9 protein-coding genes, 1 tRNA gene and 3 pseudogenes are annotated in these 13,369 nt (G+C 31.6%); 10 read left to right on the top strand and 3 right to left on the bottom strand.

Annotated features, from left to right (window positions below; translation table 11 throughout):
• Positions 1-58: 58 nt before the first annotated feature.
• The 10 genes and pseudogenes from AC0L5U_RS13415 (at position 59) to AC0L5U_RS13370 (ending at position 8,319) form a co-directional block, all read left to right on the top strand.
• Positions 59-853 carry a universal stress protein gene (locus AC0L5U_RS13415; RefSeq protein ID WP_473416918.1) on the top strand — a complete coding sequence of 265 codons (795 nt, stop codon included), beginning with the start codon at positions 59-61 and terminating at the stop codon, positions 851-853.
• 511 nt (positions 854-1,364) lie between these two features.
• A pseudogene (locus AC0L5U_RS13410) lies at positions 1,365-2,824 on the top strand (type III PLP-dependent enzyme domain-containing protein).
• A 2-nt stretch (positions 2,825-2,826) separates the two neighbouring features.
• Complete coding sequence (speB, locus tag AC0L5U_RS13405; RefSeq protein ID WP_473416917.1) at positions 2,827-3,765, top strand: agmatinase; 939 nt, start codon at positions 2,827-2,829, stop codon at positions 3,763-3,765.
• Positions 3,755-4,727, top strand: a pseudogene (locus AC0L5U_RS13400) (deoxyhypusine synthase family protein). Before speB ends, AC0L5U_RS13400 begins: the two are co-directional and overlap by 11 nt.
• Before the next feature lie 10 nt (positions 4,728-4,737).
• Positions 4,738-5,022, top strand: a complete 285-nt coding sequence (locus AC0L5U_RS13395) for a hypothetical protein (protein WP_473416916.1) — start codon at positions 4,738-4,740, stop codon at positions 5,020-5,022.
• A gap of 2 nt (positions 5,023-5,024) precedes the next feature.
• A complete protein-coding gene (locus AC0L5U_RS13390; protein WP_473416915.1) occupies positions 5,025-5,438 on the top strand; it encodes an NUDIX domain-containing protein in 414 nt (137 codons plus the stop codon).
• A 10-nt stretch (positions 5,439-5,448) separates the two neighbouring features.
• Positions 5,449-5,862 carry a VOC family protein gene (locus tag AC0L5U_RS13385; RefSeq protein ID WP_473416914.1) on the top strand — a complete coding sequence of 138 codons (414 nt, stop codon included), beginning with the start codon at positions 5,449-5,451 and terminating at the stop codon, positions 5,860-5,862.
• Between the two features lie 3 nt (positions 5,863-5,865).
• Positions 5,866-6,654, top strand: coding sequence for an RMD1 family protein (locus AC0L5U_RS13380; RefSeq protein WP_473416913.1), 789 nt, complete (start codon positions 5,866-5,868; stop codon positions 6,652-6,654).
• A 7-nt stretch (positions 6,655-6,661) separates the two neighbouring features.
• The gene (gene rimK, locus AC0L5U_RS13375) at positions 6,662-8,035 is read left to right on the top strand and encodes a 30S ribosomal protein S6--L-glutamate ligase (protein ID WP_473416912.1); all 1,374 of its coding nucleotides are present in this window, start codon (positions 6,662-6,664) and stop codon (positions 8,033-8,035) included.
• A 210-nt stretch (positions 8,036-8,245) separates the two neighbouring features.
• Positions 8,246-8,319 (top strand) — tRNA-Ala (locus tag AC0L5U_RS13370).
• 28 nt (positions 8,320-8,347) lie between these two features.
• Here the strand turns inward: AC0L5U_RS13370 and AC0L5U_RS13365 are convergent.
• The 3 genes and pseudogenes from AC0L5U_RS13365 to AC0L5U_RS13355 form a co-directional block, all read right to left on the bottom strand.
• A complete protein-coding gene (locus AC0L5U_RS13365) occupies positions 8,348-8,488 on the bottom strand; it encodes a hypothetical protein (protein WP_473416911.1) in 141 nt (46 codons plus the stop codon).
• Positions 8,489-8,540: 52 nt separating this feature from the next.
• Complete coding sequence (locus tag AC0L5U_RS13360; RefSeq protein ID WP_473416910.1) at positions 8,541-11,660, bottom strand: VCBS repeat-containing protein; 3,120 nt, start codon at positions 11,658-11,660, stop codon at positions 8,541-8,543.
• Between the two features lie 41 nt (positions 11,661-11,701).
• Positions 11,702-13,358 (bottom strand): annotated as a pseudogene (locus AC0L5U_RS13355) (solute:sodium symporter family transporter).
• Positions 13,359-13,369 lie beyond the last annotated feature (11 nt).

Raw genomic sequence — 13,369 nt, 5'->3', positions numbered from 1 at the left:
TAAATATCTTACTTTTGCTTCAAATTTATTAATAAATTTAGGTTTAAACTTTTAAGAGATGAAGAATATTTTAGTTCCCGTTGGTTCGTCAAAAAATGCTGAGAGTCACTTGCAATACGCTATTGATTTTGCTGAGGCTTTTGGTGCAAAATTATTTGTAGTTCAGGTATATAATGTTTTTACAAAAGCTGGAACTATGAGAAAGGTTGATAAAATTATTGAAAGGGAAAGTCTGAGATTTTTGAATGAGTTAGTTTCAAAAGTAAACACCAAAAGTGTTGATGTTATTATTAAAACTATAAAAGGGGATTTAATTGATATGTTAGAATTGGCTTGTAAAGCTGCTGATGTAGATTTAGTTTTAATTGAACCCAGAACAAATTCTATAAAAGATGAGGTTTATTTAGGTAAAACTTCTGGTAAAATTGTGAAGCAGATGGATGTGCCTGCTTTGATTGTTCCTGAAGGGTTTACGTATAGTGCTCCTTCTAATATTTTAATGGCTATTAAGTCTGCAATCATAAAAAAGGATAGTGCATTACAGCCTTTAAAGGATTTGAAAAATAAGTTTAAATCAACAGTTGATTTATTATTGGTAAAAACACCATTTCATAATAAAGGAGATTTTGATGTGAATGATGATTTACAGGAAATGGTAAGAAACATCACTAAATCTGAAAACGCTACTACATTTCAAGGTGTTTTACTAAATTTCGAATCTCATAAACCAGATATGTTATGCGTTGTAAGACGAAATCGTGGTTTTTTTAATAAAATATGGGAGAAAAACACAATTCTTAAAAAGGATTTTCATAGTAATATACCTGTTTTAGTGTTGAGTGGTTTAAAATGATACAAAGTAGGGGATGTAGCTCAGTTGGCTAGAGCGCTTGACTGGCAGCGAATTACGGAGAAATCTTCATGCTCTCGTATACCTTGTATGTCAATGGTTTTCATAGGTTAGTATAATTTGAATTTGGTGGTGGTGGGGTGTTGCGGTGGGTTTTTCAGTGAGTTTTTATTAAAATCGTAAAATGCTCAAATAAATAATATTTTTTTTATTCATTTTTTTATATTTCATTTGCTATACTAAAGCTTTTATCATAGGAGCTTTTAGCTGAACAAATTGAAACATGTTTATAAGTTCGGTCTTTTGAAAATTAGGAAGTCATATTCAAAAGAAGCTTACGGAGTGAGTAACCGAAATTTAAAGCTAACTTCCGTTATAGAAAACATATCTACGCAGTATAAATTGTGTTTTGTCCCCAAAATGCAATATCAAATTATGATTTGATTTTAGTTATTAATTCTTTTTTAAGAGAGCTACATGCTTTCATATTCTAATAACTTTTATCACATCTATAATGAACACTAAATATATTGATTTAGTCAATCAAACTTTTGATTTCCCCAAGAAGAATTTCTTCTTGATAAAGGCCACTTACGCTTTCACGATATAGACCTAAATAAATTGGTTAAAACTTATGGTGCACCTTTAAAATTCACATACTTACCTAAAATTTCCGATAATATAAATAAATCAAAGGTATGGTTTGAGAATGCCATTAAGAAACATAGTTATAATGGGAATTATAACTATTGCTATTGTACAAAAAGTTCACATTTTAAGCATGTTTTAAATGAAGCTTTGAAGAATGATATACATATTGAAACCTCTTCTGCTTTTGATATTGATATTATTGAAACTTTAAAAGAAGAAGGGAAAATAAGTGACAATACGTTTGTTATCAGTAATGGATTTAAGCGTGCTCAATACATCACAAATATTGCGAGGCTAATTAATAACGGTCATCAAAATTGTATTCCAATTATTGACAATTATGAAGAGATTGATTTGCTTTCAAATGAAATACATGATAACTATAATATAGGCATTCGCATAGCTTCAGAAGAAGAACCCAAATTTGAATTTTATACGTCTCGATTAGGCATAGGTTATAAAAATATTGTGCCTTTTTATAACAAGCAAATTAAAGACCATCCAAAAGTACAGCTTAAAATGCTTCATTTCTTTATTAACACAGGTATTAAGGATAATGCATACTATTGGAACGAGCTTTTAAAATGTCTTAAAGTTTATACAAGTTTGAAAAAGATATGTCCAACACTTGATAGTTTAAATATTGGAGGAGGATTTCCTATTAAAAACTCATTAGCCTTTGATTTTGATTATGAATACATCATAGATGAAATCATTAATCAAATTAAATTAACATGTGAAGAAGAAGGTGTAGATGTGCCTAATATTTTCACAGAGTTTGGAAGTTTTACAGTTGGAGAGAGTGGTGGAGCAATCTATGAAGTACTTTATCAAAAACAACAAAACGATAGGGAAAAATGGAATATGATAAACTCCTCATTTATAACTACACTTCCAGATACTTGGGCGATTAATAAACGCTTTATTATGTTACCCATAAATCGTTGGAATGATACTTATGAGCGTGTTTTACTTGGAGGATTAACTTGTGATAGTGATGATTATTATAACAGCGAACAACACATGAACGCTATTTATTTGCCAAAATACCATAAAGATAAACCATTATATATAGGATTTTTCAACATTGGAGCTTATCAAGAATCTATAGGTGGTTATGGAGGATTGCAACATTGTTTAATCCCTGCACCTAAGCATATTTTAATTGATAAAGATGTCCACGGAAATATTTCAACACAGTTATTTAGAGAACAACAAAAAAGTGAAGAATTGCTTGAAATTTTAGGCTATGATAAAAAGCCTGAAAAACATACAATTCAAAAATTAAATAGAAATGCTGAATTACAATTAGCAGATAAATAAAAATGGAAGCTAAAACTTACGCAGGAATACCAGAAGAATTTGCAAAATTAGAACAGGCAAAGATTGTATTAATCCCTGTTCCTTATGATGTAACAAGTACATGGCAAAAAGGAGCAGATAAAGGACCAAAAGCCTTTTTAGAAGCTTCTGAAAATATGGAGCTTTATGATATTGAAACCGATTCGGAAGTTTATAAGAAAGGCATACATCTAACAGAGCCTATTACATTAAATGCAACGCCCGAAGCTATGGTGGATGCTGTACATCAGGAAACTAAAAACTACATAAAAAAGAAAAAATTCGTAACTGTTTTTGGTGGCGAACATTCTATATCTATTGGAACAATTAGAGCATTTAATGAGATGTTTCCAAGCTTAACAGTATTACATATAGATGCACATGCTGATTTACGAAAAAGATATAATGGTAGTTCTTGTAATCATGCCTGTGCGGTTTATGAAGCAAGTCAGAATACCAATTTAATACAAGTAGGTATTCGTTCTATGGACATAAAGGAGAAATCTGTTATGGATTTAGATAGAACTTATTTTGCTCACGATATGGCAATAGAGGATTCTTGGATGGATTCTGCTATTGACCAGATGACAGAAAATGTGTTTATAACATTTGATTTAGATGCTTTTGACCCTTCAATTTTACCAAGCACAGGTACACCAGAACCCGGAGGATTACTTTGGTATGAAACATTAGATTTTTTGAAACAAGTCTTTAAAGAAAAAAATGTAGTTGGATTTGATATCGTTGAATTATGCCCAAATGAAGTTGATAAATCATCAGATTTTTTGGCTGCTAAACTGTATTACAAAATGTTAAGTTATAAGTTTCAAAACGATATAATAGAAAACGAATATGATAACACTTATAGTGCTAAATCAGTAACTAACGCTATATTAAAATTCAAAGAAGAAGATGACTACTAAAGGTGCAATTTCAAACTTTATAGAAACATATTATTTGCATTTCAATGCTGCTACTGTTGTTGATGCAGCAAAATCTTATGAAGAGCAATTAAACAAAGGCTCAAAAATGTTAGTGTCTTTGGCAGGAGCAATGAGTACAGCAGAAATAGGAAAGATTTTTGCTGAAATGATACGACAGGATAAAGTGCAAATTATTTCTTGTACAGGAGCAAATTTAGAGGAGGATATTATGAATTTGGTTGCACATTCTCATTATAAACGTATTCCCAATTACAGAGACTTAACGCCAAAAGAAGAATGGGGTTTATTAGAACAAGGTCTTAACCGTGTTACAGATACTTGTATTCCAGAAGAAGAAGCATTTAGAAGATTACAAATACATATTTATGCCATCTGGAAAGAAGCTAACGACAAAGGAGAACGTTACTTGCCCCATGAGTATATGTATAAGTTACTTTTATCTGGAGCATTGGAAGCTTATTATGAAATTGATTTAAAGGACTCTTGGATGTATGCAGCAGCCGAAAAAATCTACCTATAATTTGCCCAGGGTGGGAAGATAGTACTATGGGGAATATTTTTGCAAGTTATGTATTAAAAGGAGAGATTAAAGCCAGTACTATGAAATCTGGAATTGAGTATATGACCTTTCTTGCAGATTGGTACACAGATAATTCTAAAAATGGTATAGGATTCTTTCAAATAGGAGGTGGAATAGCAGGAGATTTTCCAATATGTGTAGTACCAATGTTATATCAAGATATGGAACGAACAGACACCCCTTTTGGAGTTATTTCTGCCAAATAAGCGATTCTACTACAAGTTATGGTTCGTACTCTGGAGCAGTTCCTAATGAAAAAATAACATGGGGAAAATTAGATATTAATACACCAAAATTTATAATAGAGAGTGATGCTACGATTGTTGCTCCATTAATCTTTGCCTATTTGTTAGGCATGTAATACTAAAAAAATGATACGCAAAATTGTAGATTACCAAAAACTGAATGAAGATATTTTAAATCTATTAGTGGAAAAATTTCCTGATGGTTATGATGATGATGACATTATTTCGTTTAGAAATGCCAAAAATGAAGTTATTGAAGCTGTAGAAGTAAGAACTGATGACACTGTTTATCTTGTTAAAGTAGGTATGAAATTAGTAAAGGCAATGGAAGATTTTGGAGATGAAGAAGATTTGAACAATGATGATACAAATGTAGATATTGATGCTTCAGACGAAGAAAATTTAGATTAAACATGTTAAACAAAATTGATAAATCTAGACTCATTGCAGTTAAAAAGGACAAGATTCTTGTTCTTGAAAAAGTAGGTGTTAAGAAAAAATATGCACTTGCCGGTGGAGTAAAGAAGAAAAAAGAAACAGATTGTCAATCATTGGTAAGAGAAGCTTTTGAAGAAATAGGATTAAAGTTAAAAAAGAAAGATTTGACTTATTTTCTATCAAGAAAGAGCACCAACAAGGAACGACAAGAAATATATAAGCATTACTTTATTATAATAAAACCTATTAAAAATATTGAAGTATTAGAGCTTCATAAGTTTAAAAAAGTATTATGGGTTTCTTGGTATGATGCACTTGAATATCTAGATAAAGATGATAGAAGTGCAGTAAATCTATATTTTGACCAGTTTAGGAAACAAGTAAATTAAAACAAAAATTATGAAAGCACAATTTCACTTAGCATTGCCTTGTGAGAGCATAGAGGCTACAAAAGCTTTTTATTTAGATACTTTAGGAGCCACACAAGGCAGACAAACTGATAAATGGATTGATATAAATTTATATAACAATCAACTTACTTTTACTGAATCAGGAGTTTTTAACTTTAAATTTAAAAACTACAAACTTGATGATAATATTCTACCTTCTTTTCACTTCGGTGTTATTATTGGTATAGAAATCTGGGGTACATTATATAAAAAGCTATTACAGTCTAACCAAGAAGTAACGACTGAGGCTACTTTTATGGAAAATAAAGTTGGAGAACATCTTTCCTTCTTCATCACAGACCCAAATGGATACATGATTGAATTTAAAAGTTTCAAGTATAAAAGTGAGGTTTTTGCCTCGTAAAGCATGAAAACAACTGCCATTGCTATTCAGATAGCAGAGCATATTGATATTAAATCGTTAAAAACGATTTTTAATCAACGGCCATTATTTTTAGATAATGACGAAATATATTTTTGTTTAGACAAAGACAAATATTTATATGCATTTAAATATGGAATTATTTGTGTTTTTAATTTCACTCCAACTGAAATTAACGCTCTAAAAAAGAAAATTAATTCAACCCTAAAAGGAAATGTCTTCATTAATTCAATAATCTCTGAAACACTTGGAATAGTTACAGGAGGAGAATATTTTAGTTCGGATTTTGATAACATAACCTTACCAGAAAGTGATGCAGAAAAACTTCGTTTAGTGATGCTTAATCTATCACATTCTGTTGCACTAGATTATTATGCTAGTATTGCAGAACAGTTATTAGAAGATACGAGAAGGCATACAAATTTTCTAGAGCATCATGGTAGGTTAAATATTGGTGGAAAAAAATTAAAAAGATACATCGGCAAGGTATTAAATGTGAAAAATAAGATTTCTGAAAACCTATATATTTTTGATTCCCATGATGCCGCTTGGGATGATGAAAACCTAAATAAGCTTAATTCTGAATTAAAGAAAAAATTCGATTTAAAAGACAGGTATCAAATTATCTATCAACAGGTAAATATTGTAAAAGAAAATCTGGACCTCTTTAAAGACATTATGTTTCATAAAGAGAGTAGTAAGTTAGAATGGATTATTATCATTTTAATAGTTATCGAGGTAGTAGATTTAGTCATTTTAAAAATTATAAAATAAAGAGACATTGAACGATTTAAAAATAATTGGAAGCGAAGAGTGGTGTTCATTTGAAACCTTTGGTATTCCTGCAATAAAAGCACGTGTAGATTCTGGTGCTAAAACATCATCTATACAAGCAAATAAGATTAAAGTTTTTTATAAAGATACAGAAGAATGGGTGCGTTTTCATGTTAATCCTATTCAAGATAATAGAAGTATAAATATAATTTGTGAGGCAAAAATACATGCCAAACGCTCTGTAAAGAGTTCTATGGGGATATCTGAAGAACGAATTGTTATAAAAGCTCCAATAACCTTGGGAGACAATATTTTTGATATTGAATTAACTCTTGCAAATAGAGATTCTATGGAGTTTAGAATGCTACTAGGTAGAGAAGCATTAAACAATCGTTATTTAGTAAACTCATCGGAAAATTATCTTTTAACTAAATTTTCACAAGAAGATTTAGATGAAAAATATATAGCTTTTCGTAAAGAAAAAACGGGTTTAAAAATTGCTTTATTAGCAAGCAATCCCGAATTATTTAGCAATAAACGTCTTATTGAAGCTGGAAAAGCAAGAGGACACGAAATGATTTTTCTTAATGTGCAACAAGCTTATATGAAATTTGATGCTAAAGAGCCTCAAATACGCTATCGTGGAGGGAACGTTATAGATGAGTTTGATGCTATTATCCCAAGAATAAAACCATCTGTAACTTTTTATGCCTGTGCATTATTAAGACAGTTTGATGCTATGAATACCTATTGTTTAAACTCAGCAGATGCTATAACACAATCAAGAGATAAGTTATTGGCAACCCAGTTATTTGCTAAAAATGATATACATATACCTATTACTGGATTTGCAAATTCTCCATTAGACACAAAAGACTTAATAAAGATGGTTAACGGTGCCCCACTAATTATCAAATTATTAGAAAGTACGCAAGGGAAAGGGGTTGTATTAGCTGAGACTACTAAAGCAGCGGAAAGCGTTATTAATGCTTTTAAAAGTGTAAAAACTAATATTTTGGTTCAAGAATATATTAAAGAAGCAAATGGACAAGATATACGTTGTTTTGTAGTAAATGGAAAAGTGGTAGCCTCAATGCAACGACAAGCTGCTAAAGGAGAGTTTAGAGCTAATATCCATCAAGGCGGTTCTGCATCAAAAATAAAGATTACTACTGAAGAACGTAAACTAGCTATTAAAGCTGCTAAAATTTTAGATTTACCAGTCGCAGGAGTAGATATTATTAGGTCTAATAAAGGCCCTTTATTATTGGAAGTCAATTCTTCTCCGGGGCTTGAAGGTATTGAAAACTCTACAGGGCTAGATATTGCTAATATTATGATTGAAGCTATAGAAAAGAAGCTTAAGTTTAAGCATGATTAATTAGTTATATTTAAAGAAAGAAATTAACATTTTTAAATATAAGTTTTCGCAAATTTCTAATCATAAAGTATTTCAAATAATAAATTAATAGAGGTAAGTTTTAGTTGTAACTTTTTATATTAGAATCCATACATTTGTAACATTACACAGATAAATGCAGCATAGCTTAAATGTTGTAAAATGTATGCAAATACTGTAAATAAAGGCAATGGGGATGTAGCTCAGTTGGCTAGAGCGCTTGACTGGCAGTCAAGAGGTCGTCGGTTCGAATCCGATCTTCTCCACAAAAAAAGTAATATACTTTAATGTCTCTTATTTTGTTCGCGTACTCTTAATGAACTGAAAATAATCATTGTTTTTTCCAGCAATAATATAATTTTCATTATCTACTTTGATAGTTTCTAAATCTTTTACATCACCTTGAACAAAAAAACCACTCTCAGAAGGTTTCAAAGGGTTGAAAGAACCATCTCCGCTTCCTTTTAAAAATAAACCGAAACCACCATCATTTCAGTGGTGTTTCAACTTCGGAAGAGTATAAATTCCCAGCTATTACTGCATCCAATAACCCATCTTTATCATAATCATCAACAAGTATTTTATTGATACTAGATATTTGAGCTTCAGCGGGCAATTCATGAATACTAAATTTTCCGTTTTTGTTTTCTAAATAGATGCTTGCAAACGATTTTACTTGATAATGTGTTGCAGATTCTAAGGCGTCTTCTTCATAAACATCAACCAGCGTTGCATTAGAAAATGTTTCATAATTTTTGAATTTTTCTTTGATATTCGGGTTTTGCTGTGAGGAACATTCACGGCCGCGCACAGGATATTGCTTGCCTTCATTGTAGTAACTGAGTACAATGTCACTTTTATTATCGTTGTCAAAATCATTCACATAAATATCAAACGTTTCGTCTTCTGTGGCTTTGTATTTATAATTTAAGCCATTATTTCCAACGATGTAATCTATATCGCCATCGCCATCAAAATCGCCTTCATTGATGCTCCACCACCAACCTGTAGTGTCTTTGTTAAGCCCAAGGTCTTCTGAAACTTCTTTAAAAATGCCGTTTGTGTTCTTAAAAACTCGAATAGGCATCCATTCCCCTACAATGATGATATCTTCTGAATCATCATTATTGAAATCAGTTACAATGGCAGAGGTTGACATTCCTAAATTTTTAAACCCTTCTGCGGAAGTATTTGTCATATCTTCAAATTTTACAACACTATTTTCAGATTTGTTTTCTAGAAGATATGTATTGGTAGCAGCAGGATAGTTTCCTGGAATTTGCCTACCCAAAACTAGTAAATCTTGTTTTCCATCCTTATTGAAATCTAAGTTGTAAACTTTAGAACCGCTTGTAATCATTTTTGGTAAGGCATCTGATTTTTCGAAATTACCTTTTCCATCATTTAGATACAATCGGTCTTGCAGCATTTTAGATTTTGATGAAAATTCATAGCCACCACTTACCACATACAAATCATTATCGCCATCATTGTCAGCATCAAAAATTAAAGCACCAACATCTTCACTCAATTTATCAGCTTCTAAAATGGGATTTTCTTGTTTTTTAAATCCATTCTTATTTTGATAAAACAGACTTCCAGTTCTGTTGAAAGCTCCACCAACAAAATAATCATCTAAACCATCATTGTTTAAATCGCCTACGGCCAATGCTGGACCAAAAGTTGACATTTTATGTGGTAATAATACTTGATATTTAAAATCATCAAACTTATTTTCATCATGCTTATACTCTGGAAAAACATCTACAATATTTGAATTAAAAATAGGGGTTTCAATATTTATTTGTTCATTTTCCAGACTTGCGTTAGAATGACTAAGCGTTATAATTTGATTAACTGAAACATCTTTCTTCACTTCAATAGTACCATTAGCCCAAACCACTTTTAGTTCATCAATTTTATCAGATTCGCCTAATCCGAAATGTAATTCTGGAGCTACAGAAGATTGAAAACCACGTGTTAAAGTCAACTCTTGCATTTGAGTTTCTCCATCTGTAGATACATAAACACGATTACCTAAACCAAATTTATTTTCAGAAACACCTTCAAAATTAATAGTGATATAGTTGTTAGTTTCAGCACTATGGTTTTCAAAAACAGAAGCTTTGTCATCAATATTATTAGTGATAATTTCCAAATCACCATCATTATCTAAATCGGCGTAAGCCACACCATTGGAAAAGCCTTTAAATTCGACTCCCCAGTCTTTATTAACTTGTTTAAAGTTTAAATTCCCTTTATTTTTATAGATGAAATTATCAATACGCTCTGAAGGTATTTTCATGCTCATCTCTAATGTTTTATCACTATCAATAGTAAAGGCATCATCAATTTGATTGAAGAAATCACGGTTGTTTACCTCACGACGTGTTCCGTTAGAAACAAACAAATCCTTTAGGCCATCATTATCAAAATCTGCAAAAAGTGGACCCCAACTCCAATCGGTAGACGATACACCTGTGATTCTAGATACATTTGAAAAAAATGGATTCCCATCTTCAAACACACCTGTATTCATTTGCATACAATTCTGCATATATTGATAATGAAAACCGGCATTTACAACGCCCCAAAACAGGTCGGGATTCATGCCTGCCATATTCGCTTTTTTACGTTTGTTGGTTTTGGCATCCATATCTACTTGGAATACATCTAAATTTCCATCATTATTGAAATCTGAAATATCTACGCCCATACCATAAAAAGAGGTGTGTGAAGTTGCTTCTTTTACCACTTCTCTAAATGTGCCATCTTGATTGTTCATGTATAAATAATCAGGAGACGCAAAGTCGTTTGAAATGTAAATATCTGGCCAAGAATCGTTATTTAAATCGCCAACCGTTGCACTTAATGTTAATCCGAAACTTTTAACGCCAGCTTCATTAGTAACATTAGTAAACTTACCATTATCGTTTCTGTATAAATGGTCGGTTTCAACGTCGTTTACCGTTTTCATTTTTTGCTCGTAAACATAAACTGATGCGTTGAATTTTGTAATAGGATAGTTAGCAACATAAACATCTAAGTCACCATCTTTATCATAATCAAAAAAAGTCGCTTGTACACTTTGTCCAGCATCTGCTAATCCATATTCTTCAGCTTTTTCAGTAAATGTTCCATCTTGATTATTAATATAAAGTTCGTTTGATTTTTGTAAAAACTTACCAGCAACAGAGCAATAAATATCTAAAAAACCATCAGCATTTATATCTGCCATAGTAACACCTGTGTACCATCTGTTATCTCCAGAAACCCCTGATTTTTTAGAAATATCTTCAAATTTAAGATTGCCTTTATTTAGATATAATGTATTTGAAACTTGGTTTCCTGTGAAAAATATATCCTTTAAACCATCATTATTAATATCTCCTACAGCAACACCGCCACCCATGTACAAATAGGAGTAGGTGAAGTAGTTTAAACTATCGTTTTCAGTAAGTGTATTTGTGAAATCAATACCAGAACTTGAGGCTTTAAGTGTTTTAAATACGGTTTTTGAAGTTGTATTGTTTTCCTCCTTTTCACAATTGAATAAGAGCATTAATATAAATAAACAAGTTACTAATTTCAATGCTCTGTTTTTCATGCTAATAATCAATATTTTATTCAAATTTTTTATTGCAAATACTAAAATATTAAATATGTGCTTAATACTAAAAGTGTAATGGCTATACCAACTACTTTTGCATATTTCCAAGGTGTAATATCAATTTCCTTTGTAATTTTTGGCGTGTATTCATTTTTATTTGGAAAAAGTTTACCCATAAGCAACATGAAACCAACATTAATTACAAATAGAATGCCCATAACATGTAAAAAGTGTGGATATGCTTTTGCTTTAATGATACCAAGTTGTTTTGCATTAGTAATACCATTTGCGGCAGCTTCAGCCAGAGCGGCATCTACAAAATATGGACTTAATAAGAACTGACTAATTAAATACATTAACACACCAACGGTTAATACAATTTTTGCTCCGATAGCAGGAACATTTTTAGTAGCCATACCTAAAGCAACAACTGCTAAAATAGGCACACTTAAACTTCCTAAAGATTCTTGAATGTATGAAAATAAACCATCGGGAGCATTTGCTATAAATGGAGCAATTGTCATTGAAATAAGCGCTAAAAGCATTCCAAATACTTTTCCTGCTTTCACCATTTTTTGTTCAGAAGCATCTTTATCAAAGTATTGTCGGTATAAATCTATGCCAAACAATGTTGAACTACTATTTAATAAACTATTGAAAGAACTTAAAATCGCACCGAATAAAACTGCAGCAAAGAATCCTAAAAAAGCACCTGGTAACACTTTTTTAACCAGAGCAGGGTAAGCAGAATCTGGGTTTGCATAAATCATTTCCGAAAATATGCCATGCAATAACACCTGGTAAAACTACTATTACAGGAATTAGAAATTTCACAAAACCTGCTAGTATCATTCCTTTTTGCCCATCGGCTAAACTTTTAGCACCAAAAACTCGCTGTAGAATAGATTGATTGGTACCCCAATAATACATTTGGGCAATCATCATTCCTGTAAAAATTGTTCCAAAAGGAATAAAAGAATCTATTTCTCCTTTAGCATTGAATTTATCTGGATTTTCGGTCCATAATTCACTTAATCCATCAGAAATACTTCCATCTCCAATCAACATCAAGCCAAACACGGGAATTAATAGACCTCCAATTAAAAGACCAATAGCATTTACTAAATCTGAAACTGCAACGGCCTTCAGTCCACCAAATATGGCATAAATAGAACCAATAATTCCGATAGACCATACGCAAACCCAAATAACATTTGATTTTGATATGCCCAATGTTTCAGGTAAATCAAACATCGTACTAAACGCTAAAGAACCCGAGTATAGAATAGTTGGTAATAATACTACACCAAATGCTACTAAAAACAAAATGGATAATATAGATTTTGTTTGCGCATCAAAGCGTTCTTGAACAAATTCAGGAATGGTTGTAATGCCCGATCGCATGTATTTTGGTAGTAAATAAATAGCAGTAACTATCATGGAAATAGCTGCCAGGGTTTCCCAAGCCATCACTAAAACACCTTGTGCGAACGATTGCCCATTAAGTCCAACAATTTGTTCAGCAGAAAGGTTGGTTAAAAGTAAAGAGCCTGCGATGGTTATGGCACCTAAACTTCTACCGCCAAGGTAATAGCCATCTGCCGAACTTTCATCTGTTTTTCTTGTGGCATACCACGCTATAAAGGCTACTAATAAAGTAAAACCTAGAAATGAAACGATTGATAGCGTATCCATAGGGTTGATTA

This window comes from Jejuia sp. G7-7, from assembly GCF_055808955.1.
Note: the sequence above shows the minus strand (reverse complement) of the source record. Positions and strands in the feature narration are given on the sequence as shown.